Here is a 16,618-nt window from a genome sequence, read left to right as displayed (position 1 = left end):
ACTTTGCACGCCTAGCGCGGTGAAAATTTCAAAAAGATCCCACCCTTTGCGCGCAAAGCGGCCCCTGTTTCAAACTCAATTTCACCTTCTGTCGCGTTTTTGATGGTAAACGTGCGAACGATCTGCGCGAGCATGGTCACGACTTCAGCCATCACGAATGCTTGCCCCAAACAAACGCGTGCGCCACCACCGAAGGGCAAATAGCGAAAACGGTTCTGTTTGGCGAATACTTCAGGATCCAAGAAACGCTTTGGTATGAACGCATTGGGCTGATCCCAGAAGTCGGGATTGCGATGTAGTGCATAGATCGGAATGGTAATGGTCATGCCTTTCTTAACGGCGATGCCCGCGACATTTGCGTCTGCCACGCAATCGCGCACCATTTGTGGCGCAGGCGGATAAAGCCGCATCGCTTCATAAAACACAGCGCGTGTAAGGTGCAGCTTGTCGATATCCCCCGCGCTCACATCGCCAGAAGGGATGACAGTGTTGATTTCTGCGCGCACTTGCTGTTGAGTGTCGGGATCCAGAGCAAGCAAATAGAGCGCCCAAGCAACGCCAAGCGCAGTTGTTTCGCGACCGGCTCCGATTGAGCCAGCGATATTGTCGCGCAGCTGTTCTTTCGACATGACTTTGCCTGTTTCGGGATCTTTCGACTGAGCAAGCAGATGCAAAAGAGGCCCGCTGTTGTCGTCCTTGATCGCCTCTAGGCGTGCAGCGATTTCGGCGTGCATCGCAGCGGCTGGCTTATCAAGAATTGGTCCTAGAAAACGACGCGTCCAAGCCGGTAGGAAAAGCAAATCAGCATAATTAATGCGACCAGTCCTTTTGGTCAGCTCGGCCCCACAGTCTTGCAAAACCTTTGCGCTTTGCTGTGTGCTCAGACCGCCAAGCAAGCCCTCCAAGACAACGTCTTGGGCTGCATTACCAAGATCATGGGTGATTTCGCAGCGCGTGCCCGCTTTTGCGCGCCATGTCTGGCAAAGCGAGCGGCCCGCTTTGTTGGCCGCAGGAATGATAGCTTTGACCGATTTGGGGGTAAACACAGGCGCTGCTGCCCGTCTTTGCCAACGCCATTGCGCACCTGTGCTTGTCGCAATACCTGAGCGCCAAACAGGCCCAATAATGCGTCGCGAAAGATGGCTTTGCTCGAACTTATCAGACTGTGTGACAAGAATTTGCGAAATCGCTTCGGGCTTCATCACGAAGAGGAAGTTCTTTACGGGCGGCTGATAGCTGTCGCCTATGTACATTTCTTCGGGCCATGTCTCTAGAATGCAGCGAGCTGTTTGCTCTAGCAGCTTCAAAGACGTGCGGACTGATTTCGGAGGGGTGACAAAAGGCGGTGTAATTGTAGTCATGGTTGCTCTTTCGCGCAGGTGTTACTTGCGGCAAGTTAGCAACAAGCGCATGCGCGTTATAGAACGGAGACGACATTGCCCAAGCGACCACACTCTGAGTTTCTGCATCCCAGAGCGGACATGGCCCAGTGCATTCTAGGTGGGTTTGTACGCGATACCCGTGGCTGTGGTCTGCCTGCGGAACAGCGCTTTAATCACTTCGCATCCGTGCCGCTGTGCGCGTTGAGTTTGATGTTTGATGGCACGACGCGCATGATGCAAAGCGCTGCGCATTATGTGACGCCCAAGCACGCGCCGCAGATGCCTCGAATGTTGTTTAGCGGCGCACAAAGCCACCCAACGAGCAGTTGGAATGAAGGCGATATTCAGGGATTGATCATCGCCTTTTACCCCGATGCTTTGTCGGCTTTATTAGGGCTTCCGATGGAGCAGTTTCACGATAAATCCGTGCGCTTAAGCGCGCTGCCAGACAGCGCTGTACGTGACGTGATCGAGCGCGCCTTTCAAACAGGCGTTGCCAAGCGTGCGTTTGAAATGGTGCAAGAGGGTGTTGCTCCGATCTGGCAAGACGTTCGTCCAAGCCAAAGCCCCTTTGGCCGTATGATCAGCGATTGGAGCCGTTCGTTAATGCTGAATGCGGCTTTGTCGCCGTCAGGACGTAGCCTGCGCCAGATCCAAAGGCGCGTGAAAGCAGCAACTGGTGTGCCTTTGAAACGATTGCAGACCTATTCCAAAGCCGAAGAAGCCTTTGCGTTGGCTTTGCGCAATGGCAGTGATGACTTGGCGGGCATTGCAGCAGACGCTGGCTATTCGGATCAATCCCATATGGGACGCCAAGTGCGCGCGCAAACGGGGTTCACCCCGACACAATTGATGCGCGGTTTCGAGAGCGATGAAGCGTTCTGGAGTTATCGTTTGATGGGCGAGCGTTACTAGCTGCTCAACGATTTGCGCAACTCGAACTTTTGGATTTTGCCCGTGGAGGTCTTGGGAAGTTCTTGGAACACCACAGCTTTGGGCGTTTTGAAGCCAGCCAAGCTTTGGCGTGCATAGGCGATTAGGTCCGCCTCAGTAACGCTCGCTCCGGGAAGCAGTTCAACGAATGCGCAGGGCACTTCGCCCCATTTTTCATCGGGTTTGGCTACGACGGCACACAGCGAAACGGCAGGGTGCGCCATCAAAGTGCCCTCGACTTCAACGGAGCTGATATTTTCGCCACCTGAGATGATGATGTCTTTCGCGCGATCCGCGATTTGGATGTGTTGATCTGGGTGTTGCACGGCCAAATCGCCGGAATGGAAGTAGCCGCCGGCAAAAGCCTCTTCTGTCGCTTCGGGATTTTTCAGATATCCTTTCATAACCGAATTGCCACGGATCATGATCTCACCCTGATGGGTGCCATCCATCTCGACCTGGCTCATATCGGGGTCGAGCACCGTGATATCATCCATCATCGGCATCGCTACGCCTTGGCGCGCTTTGATGGCAGAGCGTTTGTCTTGCTCCAGCCCGTCCCATTCTGCACCGTCCCAAAGACATTCGGTGACGTGACCGTAAGTTTCGGTCAGCCCATAAACTTGGGTAATGTGAAAGCCCATCGTTTCAATCGCAGCCAAAGTAGCAGGGGCAGGCGGCGCACCTGCTGTGAAGACTTCGACAGTATGATCAAAAGCGCGGCGCTCTTCGGGCGCGGAATTGACCAGTGTGTTCAGCACGATGGGTGCACCTCCGAAATGCGTAACGCCTTCGTCAGCGATCGCATCATAGACGGCTTTGGCGCTGATATCGCGGCAAAACACAATGGTGCCACCAAGCATGGGCATCATCCAAGTGTGGTTCCAGCCATTGCAGTGAAACAGGGGCACGATTGTCAGATAGACAGGTGCAAGCGTGAGTTGCCAGCTGACAACTGTGCCCATGGTCATCAGATACGCGCCGCGATGGTGATAGACGACGCCTTTGGGTCGACCTGTGGTGCCGGATGTATAGTTCAGCGCAAGGCTTTCCCACTCATCCTCTGGCATGATCCAGTCAAAGGCAGGATCGCCGCTAGCGATAAGTGCTTCATAGGTCATATGGCGCCCAGTTGCGGGATAGCCCGCTGTGTCATCTGGTACTTCGATGATTTTGGGGCCTGCGCCCTCCATCTGATCAATCGCGGCTTCGGCAACCGGGAGGAATTGCGTATCCACGAGGACTGCTTTGGCTTCACCATGTTCAAAGATGTAGGCGATTGTGCCGACATCCAATCGCGTGTTGATCGTGTTCAGAACGGCCCCGCTTGCAGGCACGCCAAAATGGGCTTCTGCTTGCGCTGGGATGTTAGGCAGCAGCGTGGCGACCACATCGCCAGATGCAATACCGATCTGCGTCAAAGCAGATGCAAGTTGCGTGCATCGCTGATGATACTGGACATAATTCAAACGCTGCGCACCATAGACCACAGCCGTCTTTTTCGGGAATACTTTGGCAGCGCGGCGCAAATGAGAAAGAGGGGTAAGCGCACGATAATTCGCAGCACGCTTGTCTAATCCGGTTTCATCCTTCATCCATCCCATATGCGTATGCTCCTCCCAAGTGTCATGGCGCAAATTTCCGTTAAACTGGCAGCACTTTCGAAAGATGAAAAGAGCAATGACGCATCAACCCAAGCAAGCCGCGATGTTTATGGTGATCTCTATGCTCATCATTGGCTTAATCGACAATTATATTGCGGTGATTGCGCGCGACATAAGCCTTTGGCAGTTCCAGTTTTTGCGCGCGTGCATGGGTTTGCCGATGTTGGCGCTGGTTGCTTATTTCGGATTTGGCACGCTGCGGCCGATCCGGCTTTGGGCGGTGTTGTTGCGCAATGGGCTTATTGCGCTTGGAATGGTGTTCTACTTTGGCTCACTCGCGTTCATGCCGATTGCACAAGCTTTAGCAGGGCTGTTTACCGCGCCAATTTTCGTTCTGTTGATTAGCGTTTTCGCCTTTGGGGAGAAGGTTGGTGTCTTGCGGGTTTTTGCCGTTCTTTTTGGCTTTGCGGGGATTATTGTCGTGCTAGGGCCCAATGATGGGGGCATGACATGGCTGAATTTCCTGCCCGTCTTTGGCGGCTTGTTCTATGCGATGGGATCTGTGGCAACACAAAAGATCTGTGCAGATGAAAACACGCTGGTCATGCTCGCGGGTATTTTTGGGCTGCAAGGCGTCATTGGGGCTATCATGCTTACTGGCTTGGCGATTGCTGCGCCAGAGGCACCCGCCGGCAGTGATGGTTTCTTACTGCGTGGAATGATTTGGCCGACCTCTCTGACGTGGTGGTTGATTTTGATGCAAGCGATTGGGTCCCTTATTGGGGTTGGGTTTCTAGTGAAAGCCTATCAAAGCGCGGAACCCAGTTTTGTGACAGTGTTCGAGTATTCAATTTTCATCTTTGGTCCGTTCTTCGCCTATGTCCTCATGGGGCAAGGCATTACATTGAACCAACTCATCGGGATTGTGATGATCGCGGGGGCAGGGAGTTTGATTGCGTTGCGCTCCAAGAGCTAAGGGTGCAGGGTTTCGCGACAAAAGCCTGAAAGCAAAATGCTATGATCATTTCCAAAAGCCGCAATTACGTCTTTGTGCACATCCCGAAAACGGGCGGCACGGCGTTAACGCTCGCGTTGGAAGATCGCGCAGCAGCAGATGACATTATCATTGGCGACACTCCAAAAGCGAAGCGTCGAAAGAAAAGGCTCAACGCCTTAACCCCGAAAGGACGGCTTTGGAAACACTCTACCCTCGCTGATATAGATGGCATCTTGAGCCCTGAGGAACTGGAACAGATGTTTTGTGTCACCTTAGTGCGCAACCCATGGGATCGCGCGGTCAGCTACTATCATTGGCTGCGCGCGCAGACCTTTGAACATCGTGCAGTTGCACTGGCAAAGCAGGTAGAGTTTGAACCGTTTGTCCGAAATGAAATCACTGTTAAAGCGCTTCGGTCTTGGCCCGCTGCGGCGTATATGCGTGATATCACGGGTGTTGAGCGTTGCGCGAAATACATCCGTATAGAGCATTTCGAGGAAGATGTTACGCCGCTTGAAAGCCATCTTGGCTTTGCGCTGAAGATGCCTGTTGTGAACGTGTCTAAGCGGGCGAGAGACTACCGAATCTATTACAACGACTCACTTTCAGAGTTTGTTGGTGAGATTTGCGAAGATGATATTTTGCGATTCAATTATCAGTTTTAGGCGGTTACGGGGAAATTTTGGTAACCATTCCCCCTACTGCGTCCCGCTTTGTCGTCTGTGCAGAAACAGTGCCTTGTTTTCTCCGTTTTTCAGCCCTTTCGCAGCCTTTGCAGCGCTGTCTAACTCTAGATGCTGCTAAATCGTTCTGCTGCCCCTGGAACGATACATCTTTGGGAAACGAAAAAATGTTAGATTGGACTGCTCAGGCGCCAAAAAGTGCGCCACACCTTATACCTTCAGTTGAAGCGACTGGAATTCTTGTCGGAACTGCGATTGCCACATCCTTTGGTTGGCGACCTGTCGAAGCTATCTGCTGCGGTGACATGGTTTTGACCTTTGATCATGGTTTTCGCTCTGTTGTTGGTGTGCGCCGCGTTCTTCTCTGGGACGGTCGCGGAACTTGCCCAGCTGCGTTGCGCCCGGTGCGCATTGACGCAAATGTGCTTGATAACACGCAAGACGTCGTCGTTTTGCCTGAGCAAGGCATCATGGTTGAGAGCGACGCTGCCGTCGATCACCGCGGTGACCCGTTTGCGGTTCTGATGCCGCGCTCTATGGAAGCTTATGGTTTTGCAGACTGCGTCGAGCAAAGCCAACCTATTGAAGCCATCGTTCTTGAGTTTGAGGATGACGAGGTTGTTTACGGACAATCCGGGCTCCATTTTCACATCCCTGCGGCGGGTGACCTGTTTGAGGAAACGGATCCTGCCCTTCAGTATAAAGTGTTAAACACCGAAGAAACGTTTGAGGTTCTTGAGGACCTTAACGCAGCGCACCAGCAGCAATAACCGCTAATCTTCAATTCCCAATATGTGAAAAGGGCTCGCAATTGCGGGCCCTTTGCCGTTCTGAGTGATCGTTGTCTCTAGGTGCGGCTCAGCGCGCGGTGATCTGGATCACTTCATAAGGGTTCAGCGACACATTGATGACCGGAGACTGATAGGCGAAATCAGTTAGCTCAGCGCGCGTGTCATGTTCGTTCAAATAATACATATCACCATCAATCTGCACCGATAGCGCTTCAACGCGCCCTTCGCCGGGTTTCCAGTATTGGCCGTCGGAGGTCGCCCGATCATATCCAATTTGAACGCCCTCGGCAGAGCTGAAGTTGGGAATGATCTCTCTGAGGTCCACTGTAAAATTCTCTTGGGCGGTCGAGTTGCTGCCCAAGTAGAATACGAACTCGCCATCGCGCTCATAGGCTGCGATCTCCATACCGTTCTCGACGCTTGCAATATCGAGTTTGATAAGCTCCTTGCCGGGCAGAGCTTCGGACATAAGATCGAAAATCGCACCGCGCACTGTTTCAATCACTCGGCCCTGCGCGTCGGTTTCAACGACACCGTCATCATAAGGGCCGCCCAGATCGTTTGTCGTGTTGTGAACAATCGGCCAAACCTGTGCGCTGTCGACCCCCAGTTCGACCATATTTTCCACCATTTCCACATGGATCGCCATACTGCGCAAACCGTTACAAGGGCAGTTGCCCATTTTCAGGTTCCATTCGGTAATGTGAAAATCAAGGTCTTGGGTGAAGCGGCTTTGCCAAACATCGAAGTCCACATCCATGTACCTGATTTCGCTAGAAGTATTCTCGAAAGGGATTGGGGATTTGTTCCAATAGTAATGCTCAACAACCCCGTCAATTTCCGCAAGTGTTGTTGCGCTGAACTGGTCAATGATTGTGTTATTGGCCGCTGTTAGACGATCAATGAAACCAGCGCTGCTGCGCGAAGAAGCGAATTCTGACTGATTATAGGTCGATGCCATTTGAACAAGGATATCGGCTTCTTCGGCCCCTGCGGCGTCTATACCCCGAGCGAGCGCTTGCACCGCGATATTCGCGCGCTGGCCATATTCGGTCTCGCCCATGAAGGCCCAGTATTCATTTCCAATCTCAAAAGCTGAAATCTTGTCGCCATATTCTTGCATGACCAATCCCGCCCAGGTGTCTAGATCGTCACCATAGCTGGATAGCGGGGTTGTGGTGGGGATCGTCAAAATGACATCGGCATCAATGCCATCCATGAAAGCCGTCAGTTCTGGGCGTAAATCACCCTGAGCCGTCAACTGGGTGATATCAAGCGCATCCAAACCGTCCACATCCCCAGGGTCCATCTCTGCTTGGCCTGCTGGAAAACGGACACCGTCGACTTCAAAAGCATCCAACGCACTGTTGAAGGTTTCGGTTGGTATGCCCGCATCGGTGTGCACCGAATAGACCGCATTTGCACCGAACAATTCATCCGGCACGATCAGGCCGGTCCGTTCGATTTCATTACTCCCATCGGGTTCGATAGGTCTGATTGTGGCGTCCTCGTCATCAGCCTGAAGCGTTTCAACGGGTTCGGTTTCAAATGCAATGTCGTCGGAACCCGAAGAGTCGAACATCAACAGAAGCAACGGTAACAATAGAAGAATTGCAATGCCCATCTGAATGCTCCCACGTCTGCGTCGTCTGAACACTTTTAATGTGGGTTGATGGGGTCTTATGCTTCAAGCCTCTTAAGTGCAGACTTGAAACTGCAAATTTGCAGATAGTTGAGGTTATTGAATGAATTCTGCTTAATTTCAGTGAAAATCGACCAAATCAGGCCTTACCAAGACTGGTGCTGCCCAGAAAAACTACCTCTGAAAAGTAAATAGGGCGCACCGAAATGCGCCCTATTGTTCTGGATTTGAAGTCAATCAGGCCGCTGCGGCTTTTTCGTTGCCAAAGCGCCCGTAGAAGCTTTGGTTCTTCGCCGCCATTTCGCGCAGCAAATCGGGACATTTGAAACGCTGGCCGAACATTGCTTCCAGCTCGTCACAGCGCTCTGCTGCATAAGCAGATCCTAGCATATCGAGCCATGACAGCGGCCCACCGGACCAAGGAGCAAAGCCCCAACCCAAGATCGCGCCAACGTCGCCTTCACGAATGTCCATCAACACGCCTTCTTCCAAAGCGCGCACAGCTTCCAAACACTGTGAGAACATCAAACGGTGCTGAACGTCGATCAGGCTTGGCTGCTCCTCCGACACAGGGAACTTGTCACGCAGGCCACCCCAGATTCCGACACGCTTTCCTTTTTCGTCGTACTCATAATAACCAGCATTTGCCTTGCGACCCATGCGGCCCTGATCAAACAAGTAGAACAAAACATCGTCTGCCGCGCCTGCGTCATAGGCATTGCCAAGAGCTTCTTTTGTGGCTTTGGCGATCTTCACGCCAAGGTCAATCGATGTCTCATCATTGAGCTGCAAAGGACCCACAGGGAAGCCAAGCTGACGCGCGGCGTTGTCCACCAAAGCAGGCTCGACCCCTTCACCCACCATGCGCACACCTTCATTGATGTAGGGAATGATACAGCGGTTCGCATAGAAGAAGCGCGCATCATTCACAACGATGGGCGTCTTGCGGATCTGGCGCACATAATCGAGCGCTTTTGCAACGGCGCGATCCCCCGTTTCAGCCCCTTTGATGATTTCCACCAGCAACATTTTCTCAACGGGTGAGAAGAAGTGAATGCCAATGAACTGCTCAGGACGTTTTGACGCTTTGGCCAAGTCGCTGATTGGCAAGGTCGAGGTGTTGGACGCGAAGATGCAATCTTCTGGAATCACGGCTTCTACTTTCGCGGTAATCTCTGCCTTGACCTTTGGATCTTCAAAGACAGCCTCGATAATCAGGTCCGCACCTTCAAGTGCGTTCAAATCGGTGGTTGCCGTGATGAGGTTCAAAAGTGCTTCTTTCTTCTCGGGCGTTGCTTTCTTGCGCGCGATACCTTTGTCCATAAAGCTCGCGGAGTAGGCTTTACCCTTGTCTGCGCTTTCTTGATTTTGGTCGATCAAAACGACCTCCATTCCAGCTTGCGCAGAAACGAGCGCAATGCCCGCACCCATCATGCCCGCACCAAGAACGCCGATCTTTTTGACGCGCTGATCTGCGACGCCGTCTGGACGCACAGCGCCTTTCTCCAAAGCTTCTTTGTTCAAGAACAAAGACCGGATCATTGCGGACGATGATGGGTTCATCAGGATATTGGTGAACCAGCGCGCCTCGACCTTCAACGCTGTGTCGAACGGTACGAGTGCGCCCTCATAGACCGCGCTCAGCAAAGCTTTCGCCGCGGGAAATGCGCCTTGTGTCTTACCGTTCACCATCGCGGAAGCACCAACGAAAGTCATGAAACCAGCAGGATGATAAGGTGCGCCGCCAGGCATTTTGTAGCCCTTCGCGTCCCAAGGTTTCACGAGGTCCGCGTCTTTTGCGGAAAGGACCCAAGCGCGCGCATCAGCCATTGGATCAGCGCTGACTTCATCGATCATGCCAGCCGCTTTCGCCTTCGCAGGGTTGAGCAATTTGCCCTCAAGCAAGAAGGGTGATGCCGCCATAGCGCCCATTTTACGAACAAAACGTGTCGTGCCACCTGCACCAGGGAAAATACCAACCATGATTTCTGGCAGGCCGATCTTCGCCTTAGGATTGTCCGCGCAAAATGAGCGATGCGTGCAAAGTGGAAGTTCCAAACCAATCCCGACAGCCGTGCCTGGAAGCACCGAAGCAATCGGCTTGCCGCCTTTGTTAGTCTTTGGATCCATGCCCGCGCGCTCGATCTTTCGCATCAGTGTATGAATCTGCATGATACCTTCAAATAAACCCTTTGCGGCGTTTTCACCGGCTTGGGCTTTCATGTCGGCGAGCACATTCAAATCCATACCGCCCGCAAAGCTATCAGGCTTGCCTGATGTGATGATAATCCCTTTTACGGCCTCATCTGCCAACGCGTCGTCGATGTGCGCTTCTAAGTCTTCAAAACCTTGTTGGTTCATCACGTTCATGGTCTTGCCAACGGCATTCCATGTGATCGTTGCGATGCCCTCAGCATCTTTGATCATGGTAAAGTCGGTCATAGTTTAACTCCTGTTTCGAGGCGATCGGTTGAGGAAGAGATCATTAGGTTCTTGATCGTCATTCGGTCTTTCGAATTCGCACCGTTTTCTTGTGTTGCTTAGCTTGATTTGGGACTGTGTGAGCGCTTCATTCGGCTCTCTATCGCATGTGATGTTTGCAGCCCGTCCGAAACCTGCGGTCTCACATACGGATATTTTTGATTACTGAGGTTGTTCGTTACGTCGACGATACGCCACCGCCCGCGTATCTTTTGAATGCGCAGACGGGAATCAACGGGCTCTAGCACTTCGTTGCCGTTGCTTAAGAGATAACAGGTATGATATCCCTCGATCTGGTCACGACCGATCCGTTTTGCACTGTCCCCGATCCGGGTAATTTGATCGATGCCATGCTCCTCAGACAGCTCGGTTAACATCTCGAGGAACTGCCTAGTCTCGTCATGTGATTTAACGATACTATCGAGATCATCGAGGTGAACCATGTAGGGCACCGAGTGAAGATCACACCAAGCGTCCAAATCGCGTGACATGTTGCATTCGCTCATGCTGTCGATGAAATCTTGGTAGATGTGAAGGGCTTCACTTTCCCTCACTTGCTCTTCCAAGGCGTCCTTTTCCATTTGAATAACCGCCGGAGAACGAGGGCGAAGCAACGCTTCGTCCTCGGCTGCTGCTATCGGATCAGTGTGTGGGTTATGTGTTGCACTCATCTTCAGACGCGCTCAATAATTGTTGCTGCACCCATGCCAGATGCAATGCAAAGCGTAGCAAGACCAACACCTTTGCCTGTGCGCTCGAGCTCATCGAGAAGTGTGCCGATAATAATCGCACCGGTTGCGCCCAATGGATGACCCATCGCGATGGACCCGCCATTCACGTTGACCTTGTCATGATCCACATCGAACGCTTGCATAAAGCGCATCACGACCGAGGCGAAGGCTTCATTCACTTCGAACAAATCAATGTCAGAAATGGACATGCCGTTATCTGCAAGGATCTTTTCGGTCACCGGAACAGGGCCTGTCAGCATGATCGTTGGATCCGTGCCGATCTTCGCTGTCGAGCGGATCTTCGCGCGTGGCTTCAAACCATGCTTTTCGCCGAACTCTTTGTTGCCGATTAGAACCGCTGCGGCACCATCAACGATACCAGAAGAATTACCTGCGTGGTGAATATGGTTGATCCGTTCAAGGTGAGGGTATTTCATCAGCGCGATTTTGTCGAAACCAGGCATGACTTCACCCATGGCTTGGAACGCAGGGTTCAGCGAACCAAGGCTTTGCATATCCGTTTGCGGGCGCATGTATTCGTCATGCTCAAGGATCGGGATACCGTTTTGATCGTTGATTCCGATCACGGATTTGGCAAAACGGCCTTCGTCCCAAGCAACCTTGGCACGACGCTGGGATTCTACGGCAAGCGCATCGGCCTCGTCGCGCGTGAAGCCATATTCGGTTGCGATGATATCTGCAGAAATGCCCTGTGGCACAAAATACTGATCCATCGCAATGCTAGGATCAACTGCGATGGCAGCACCGTCACTGCCCATGGCAACGCGACCCATCATTTCAACGCCGCCCGCGATATAGGCATCACCTGCGCCACCTTTGACTTGGTTGGCGGCAAGGTTGACAGCTTCCATGCCAGACGCGCAGAAACGGTTGATGGCAAGGCCGGGAATGCGTTCATCTAGGTCAGATGCCAAAACAGCAGAGCGCGCAAGGCAGCCGCCTTGCTCCATCACCTGCGTGACATTCCCCCAGATCACATCCTCAACGGCATGACCTTCAAGATTGTTGCGAGACTTCACCGCATTCAATGTTTGAGCGCTCAAGCGTAGTGAAGTGACTTCATGCAACGCACCATCTTTTCGGCCTTTGCCACGCGGCGTGCGCAACGCGTCGTAAATGTAAGCTTCGGTCATAATCAGTCTCCTTTAAGCGCGATCAGCAGGGCTGCCGGGCATCAAATCGTAAGGGTGCTTCCAGCCTGGCGTTTGCTCAATCCGAGTGAGCCAAGCATCGATATGGGGCCAGTCCGCACGGTTGAAACCGTAGGGTTCTGGGTAAAAAAGGTAGCCGCAACAGGAAAGGTCGGCGATGGTCATAGACGTACCGACGATCCATTCTTTGTCCGCAAGATGATCGTTCAGGACAGCGTAGGCCGCTTGGAGCCTGCCTTGATTGAACCCGATGACTTCCTGCGGTCGTTTGTTTTCTGGCAAAAAGTTCATCAAAAAACGCGTCATGCCAGCGATGGAGGAGAGCTTGTGATTGTCCCATAAAACCCAACGCAACACTTCGCGCCGCTCCTCTGGTGTGGAACCGTTAAGCTTGCCGCTTAAGTGAACGATATAGTCCTGAATCGCACCTGATTGGGTGATTTTATAGTCGTGATCTGTGTCGATCAAAACGGGCGCTTCGCCCATTTCGTTGATGTTAGATTTGTACTCCGCAGTGCGTGTTTCACCGCCAAAGAAATCAACGTATTCAGGATCCCAGGACAGTCCTGACAATTCCAAAGTCAACGCGGCTTTGTAAGCGTTGCCGCTTTCGCCGAAACAATAGAGCTTTAGTGTCATATGAGTGGTCCTTTGTGAGAGAGTAGACTGGGTGTTTCACACCCCCAGACCCCCGTGGAGTTTTTCTAGAAAAATGAAGGGCGAAATTTACGCCTGATTAAGGTTAATGCGTTACAGGTGATTACGCATGGCAGACTGGAGAGTTGAGCCATGTGAAAAGTGAAGCCCCATCGCCCTGCGCTGTTGCCGCCTAGCGAGACTGCGAGACGGGTGATGGGGTCACTATGTTCGGCTTCATTTTTCAAAGTAAACTCCTCCCAGAGGGTCGCTTTCAACCAGTGGTAACGCCTATTTAAAGCTGCGCGATATCAGCTCTTTCATGATCTCATTGGTGCCACCATAAATGCGTTGAACGCGCGCATCGGTCCACATTTCCGCAACTGCGTATTCTTGCATAAATCCATAACCACCGTGAAGTTGCAGACATTCATCGAGCACTTCGCCTTGCGTGTCGGTCAACCAGTATTTTGCCATCGCAGCTTTTTCGACAGTGAGCTCACCTTTTAGATGCTCTGCGATACATTCATCAAGAAATGCGCGCGCAACGGCTGTTTTGGTTTGGCATTCTGCAAGCTTAAAGCGTGTGTTTTGAAATTGCATGATCGGACCACCAAACGCCTGACGCTCTTTGCAGTATTCAATTGTGCGCTCCACAGCACCTTCCATGGCACCAACCGCGCCACAGCCTATAATAAGGCGCTCTTGGGGAAGCTGCTGCATCATCTGATAGAAGCCTTGGTTCTCTTCACCGCCAAGGATATTTTCTGGTGGAATTTCGACATTGTCGAAGAACAGTTCAGACGTGTCCGCAGCGTGCGCACCGATCTTGTCAAGGTTTCGGCCACGCGCAAACCCTGTGGCGCCATCTGTCTCAACGATCACCAAGGATGTGCCTTTGGAGCCCTCGCTTGGATCGGTCTTTGCGGCAACAACGATGAGGTTGGCGTGTTGACCATTGGTGATAAAGGTTTTTTGTCCGGTAAGCCGGTATGAATTGCCCTCTTTGATCGCGCGTGTCTTGATCGCTTGGACATCCGAGCCGCCAGACGGTTCTGTCATCGCCAAAGCGCCGACCAGCTCACCGGAAATCATCTTAGGCAAAAGTCGCTTTTTTTGCTCTTCCGTACCGCACTGCAAAATATAATGCGCAACGATGCCGGAGTGGATGCCGTGGCCCCAACTCGCGAGATTGGCGCGTGAAGCTTCCTTTAGGATCACAGCTTCATGACCGAAATCGCCACCAAGGCCGCCGTACTCTTCGGGGATGGAGGGGCAAAGCAAACCAAGGTCGCCCGCTTCTTTCCAGGTCTCGATATCCATCTGGCCTTGTTTGCGCCATTTGTCGTATTTTGGTGCCCATTCGGTGTTGATGAAGTTCGATGTCATCTCAGCAAGCATTTTATGCTCGTCGGTCATCCAATGGCTCATACTCTTCTCCCCATTACCGCTTTCGCGCCTCGAGCTCTGCATTAAACAGCCGCAAGCGGTGCGGTAAATTCTCTGAATCTGTCACGCTGTCAAAATTCTCGAAAAGAAAAGACAGCGCCTCACCTTCGTCTAACCCTGCATCGCTTGAAAACTTTTTCAAACGGCGAAAACCATCTTCTGTCATCGCTGTCGAGAAGCGGCGCGTAAGGCGAAAACGTTTTGGCAATGCGTGTCCTTTGGTGGCCTGCGTGGTTTCCCACGCAGGTGGGTTATCAGAAGTTGGCTGCGTCCAACGCCATCACAGTATCCGCACCACTTTGGATTCGTGTCAAATGCAAAGCCGTCGCAGGCAATTGACGAGCCATATAATAACGCCCCGTGGTTAGCTTCGTCTCGTGGAACGCGACGTCGGATGTGCCACTGGCAAGGGCATCGCGCGATGCTTTTGCCATCCGCGCCCACATCAGACCAAGGCAAACATGTCCAAACATATGCATGAAGTCATTAGAGCCGGCCAAAGCGTGGTTGGGATTCTTCATGCCGTTTTGCATGAAATACATACCCGCTGCCTGAAGGTCTTTGGACGCCGCTTTTAAAGGGTCGATAAACTCAGCATCATATGCCTCATCCTGACCTGCGTTTTCTTTGCAGAAGGTCTTCACCATATCAAAGAAGGCCATGACATGCTTGCCGCCATCTTGCGCCAATTTGCGACCCACAAGATCAAGCGCTTGCACACCATTTGCGCCCTCATAGATCATCGCGATGCGTGCGTCGCGTGTGTACTGCGACATGCCCCATTCTTCGATGTAGCCGTGGCCACCGTAAACTTGCTGCGCTTTGACAGTCATGTCGTAGCCCTGATCCGTCAAGAACCCTTTAATAACAGGTGTGAGCAGGGACACGAGACCATCAGCATCCTTGTTATCTGAGCGATGTGCATCATCGATCATTGTCGCGCCCCACAACAGGAACGCGCGTGCGCCCTCTGTGAAGCTCTTTTGATCCATCAAGGAGCGACGAATGTCGGGATGTACGATCAGTGGGTCGGCAGGGCCATCGGGATTTTCAGTGCCTGTGACTGCACGGCCCTGAAGCCGGTCTTTTGCGTAATCAACCGCGTTCTGGTAGGCAGCATCTGCTTGCGCAAGTCCTTGCATACCGACGCCAAGTCGCGCTTCGTTCATCATGGTGAACATCGCCCGCATGCCTTTGTGCTCTTCGCCCAAAAGGTAGCCAGTCGCGTCATCATAGTTCATCACACAAGTGGAATTGCCGTGGATGCCCATTTTCTCTTCGATGGAGCCAACTGCAACACCGTTACGTGCACCCAAAGAGCCATCATCGTTCACATTGAACTTTGGCACGATAAACAAAGACACGCCTTTGATGCCTTCAGGGCCACCCTCAATCTTGGCCAAAACCAAGTGAATGATGTTTTCCGCCATGTCATGTTCACCAGAAGAGATGAATATCTTCTGACCTGTAATCTTGAAAGAACCGTCCTCTTGTGGAGCTGCTTTCGTGCGCATCAGGCCAAGGTCTGTACCGCAATGAGGTTCAGTGAGGTTCATTGTGCCCGTCCATTCGCAAGACACCATGTTGGGCAGATATTTGTCTTTCTGCGCGTCTGTGCCGTGCGCTAAAATTGCAGAAGCAGCACCGTGGGTCAGGCCCTGATACATCGTGAATGCTTGGTTCGAGGCAGAAAACAACTCGCCCACGGCAGTGCCGATAAGTGCTGGCATGTTCTGACCGCCATATTGCTCTGGCATATCCAGTCCCGGCCAACCGCCTTCTTTCACTTGTTCGAATGCAGCTTTGAACCCTGTTGGAGTGCGCACGACACCGTTTTCTAGCGTACAGCCTTCGGTGTCGCCAATCGTGTTCAGCGGTTGCAAGACGTCGGACGCGATTTTGCCCGCTTCTTCAAGAACGGCACCTGTAAAGTCTGCTTCCAGTTCGTCGTATCCCGGAATGCCAGTCTCGGTCGCTTTCAAAACGTCATGAATGATGAACTGAAGGTCTTTTGTTGGGGCTGTATAGCGAGGCATGGGCCACTCCCTGATAGGTCAAAAACTTTGGTTTCGTGTCTGGTGTCGCTGCTTAAATGGGTCGGGCAGCAATTGGTGAAA

Annotated in this window: 14 protein-coding genes; 4 read left to right on the top strand and 10 right to left on the bottom strand. The window is 52.4% G+C overall.

The window, feature by feature from the left end:
- Positions 1–11 precede the first annotated feature (11 nt).
- Positions 12–1,361: a cytochrome P450 gene (locus tag ACTG3Z_RS07025; protein WP_439142154.1), complete on the bottom strand. Its 1,350-nt coding sequence runs from the start codon at positions 1,359–1,361 to the stop codon at positions 12–14.
- A gap of 120 nt (positions 1,362–1,481) precedes the next feature.
- Between ACTG3Z_RS07025 and ACTG3Z_RS07020 the strand changes: the two genes are divergently transcribed.
- A complete protein-coding gene (locus ACTG3Z_RS07020) occupies positions 1,482–2,297 on the top strand; it encodes a helix-turn-helix domain-containing protein (protein WP_439142152.1) in 816 nt (271 codons plus the stop codon).
- Here ACTG3Z_RS07020 and ACTG3Z_RS07015 read toward each other — a convergent pair.
- A complete protein-coding gene (locus ACTG3Z_RS07015; RefSeq protein WP_439142151.1) occupies positions 2,294–3,919 on the bottom strand; it encodes an AMP-binding protein in 1,626 nt (541 codons plus the stop codon). The two genes, ACTG3Z_RS07020 and ACTG3Z_RS07015, sit on opposite strands and share 4 nt — an antisense overlap.
- Before the next feature lie 76 nt (positions 3,920–3,995).
- Here ACTG3Z_RS07015 and ACTG3Z_RS07010 point away from each other — a divergent pair, with 76 nt between their 5' ends.
- From ACTG3Z_RS07010 to ACTG3Z_RS07000, 3 genes are all read left to right on the top strand, one after another.
- On the top strand, positions 3,996–4,895 hold the full coding sequence (locus ACTG3Z_RS07010; protein WP_439142149.1) for a DMT family transporter: 900 nt from the start codon (positions 3,996–3,998) through the stop codon (positions 4,893–4,895).
- 41 nt (positions 4,896–4,936) lie between these two features.
- Positions 4,937–5,581 (top strand): sulfotransferase family 2 domain-containing protein, encoded by a 645-nt coding sequence (locus tag ACTG3Z_RS07005; RefSeq protein WP_439142148.1) that lies wholly within the window; start codon positions 4,937–4,939, stop codon positions 5,579–5,581.
- A gap of 185 nt (positions 5,582–5,766) precedes the next feature.
- Complete coding sequence (locus ACTG3Z_RS07000) at positions 5,767–6,369, top strand: Hint domain-containing protein (RefSeq protein ID WP_439142147.1); 603 nt, start codon at positions 5,767–5,769, stop codon at positions 6,367–6,369.
- An 88-nt stretch (positions 6,370–6,457) separates the two neighbouring features.
- Here ACTG3Z_RS07000 and ACTG3Z_RS06995 read toward each other — a convergent pair whose 3' ends face one another.
- The 8 genes from ACTG3Z_RS06995 to ACTG3Z_RS06960 form a co-directional block, all read right to left on the bottom strand.
- The gene (locus ACTG3Z_RS06995; protein ID WP_439142145.1) at positions 6,458–8,014 is read right to left on the bottom strand and encodes a hypothetical protein; all 1,557 of its coding nucleotides are present in this window, start codon (positions 8,012–8,014) and stop codon (positions 6,458–6,460) included.
- 255 nt (positions 8,015–8,269) lie between these two features.
- Entirely contained in the window at positions 8,270–10,474 is a 2,205-nt protein-coding gene (locus ACTG3Z_RS06990) for a 3-hydroxyacyl-CoA dehydrogenase NAD-binding domain-containing protein (protein ID WP_439142144.1), read from the bottom strand.
- Between the two features lie 98 nt (positions 10,475–10,572).
- Positions 10,573–11,184 carry a hypothetical protein gene (locus ACTG3Z_RS06985; RefSeq protein ID WP_439142142.1) on the bottom strand — a complete coding sequence of 204 codons (612 nt, stop codon included), beginning with the start codon at positions 11,182–11,184 and terminating at the stop codon, positions 10,573–10,575.
- Positions 11,185–11,186: 2 nt separating this feature from the next.
- Entirely contained in the window at positions 11,187–12,398 is a 1,212-nt protein-coding gene (locus tag ACTG3Z_RS06980) for an acetyl-CoA C-acetyltransferase (protein ID WP_439142140.1), read from the bottom strand.
- A gap of 12 nt (positions 12,399–12,410) precedes the next feature.
- On the bottom strand, positions 12,411–13,055 hold the full coding sequence (locus ACTG3Z_RS06975; protein WP_439142139.1) for a glutathione S-transferase family protein: 645 nt from the start codon (positions 13,053–13,055) through the stop codon (positions 12,411–12,413).
- Positions 13,056–13,343: 288 nt separating this feature from the next.
- Positions 13,344–14,483, bottom strand: coding sequence for an acyl-CoA dehydrogenase family protein (locus ACTG3Z_RS06970; RefSeq protein WP_439142138.1), 1,140 nt, complete (start codon positions 14,481–14,483; stop codon positions 13,344–13,346).
- Between the two features lie 13 nt (positions 14,484–14,496).
- Positions 14,497–14,709 carry a hypothetical protein gene (locus ACTG3Z_RS06965; protein ID WP_439142137.1) on the bottom strand — a complete coding sequence of 71 codons (213 nt, stop codon included), beginning with the start codon at positions 14,707–14,709 and terminating at the stop codon, positions 14,497–14,499.
- A gap of 46 nt (positions 14,710–14,755) precedes the next feature.
- Entirely contained in the window at positions 14,756–16,537 is a 1,782-nt protein-coding gene (locus ACTG3Z_RS06960; protein ID WP_439142136.1) for an acyl-CoA dehydrogenase C-terminal domain-containing protein, read from the bottom strand.
- Between the last annotated feature and the right edge of the window lie 81 nt (positions 16,538–16,618).

Origin of the sequence: Planktotalea sp. (genome assembly GCF_965659345.1) — a bacterium.
Classification (GTDB): Bacteria; Pseudomonadota; Alphaproteobacteria; order Rhodobacterales; family Rhodobacteraceae; genus Planktotalea.
The sequence above is the reverse complement of the archived record's forward strand: the minus strand, read 5'-3'. Positions and strand labels throughout refer to the sequence as shown.

Coding starts and splice junctions, on each gene's coding strand:
- ACTG3Z_RS07025 (WP_439142154.1), bottom strand. CDS start 1,361: ATGACTACAATTACACCGCCTTTTGTCACCCCTCCGAAATCAGTCCGC.
- ACTG3Z_RS07020 (WP_439142152.1), top strand. CDS start 1,482: ATGGCCCAGTGCATTCTAGGTGGGTTTGTACGCGATACCCGTGGCTGT.
- ACTG3Z_RS07015 (WP_439142151.1), bottom strand. CDS start 3,919: ATGGGATGGATGAAGGATGAAACCGGATTAGACAAGCGTGCTGCGAAT.
- ACTG3Z_RS07010 (WP_439142149.1), top strand. CDS start 3,996: ATGACGCATCAACCCAAGCAAGCCGCGATGTTTATGGTGATCTCTATG.
- ACTG3Z_RS07005 (WP_439142148.1), top strand. CDS start 4,937: ATGATCATTTCCAAAAGCCGCAATTACGTCTTTGTGCACATCCCGAAA.
- ACTG3Z_RS07000 (WP_439142147.1), top strand. CDS start 5,767: ATGTTAGATTGGACTGCTCAGGCGCCAAAAAGTGCGCCACACCTTATA.
- ACTG3Z_RS06995 (WP_439142145.1), bottom strand. CDS start 8,014: ATGGGCATTGCAATTCTTCTATTGTTACCGTTGCTTCTGTTGATGTTC.
- ACTG3Z_RS06990 (WP_439142144.1), bottom strand. CDS start 10,474: ATGACCGACTTTACCATGATCAAAGATGCTGAGGGCATCGCAACGATC.
- ACTG3Z_RS06985 (WP_439142142.1), bottom strand. CDS start 11,184: ATGAGTGCAACACATAACCCACACACTGATCCGATAGCAGCAGCCGAG.
- ACTG3Z_RS06980 (WP_439142140.1), bottom strand. CDS start 12,398: ATGACCGAAGCTTACATTTACGACGCGTTGCGCACGCCGCGTGGCAAA.
- ACTG3Z_RS06975 (WP_439142139.1), bottom strand. CDS start 13,055: ATGACACTAAAGCTCTATTGTTTCGGCGAAAGCGGCAACGCTTACAAA.
- ACTG3Z_RS06970 (WP_439142138.1), bottom strand. CDS start 14,483: ATGAGCCATTGGATGACCGACGAGCATAAAATGCTTGCTGAGATGACA.
- ACTG3Z_RS06960 (WP_439142136.1), bottom strand. CDS start 16,537: ATGCCTCGCTATACAGCCCCAACAAAAGACCTTCAGTTCATCATTCAT.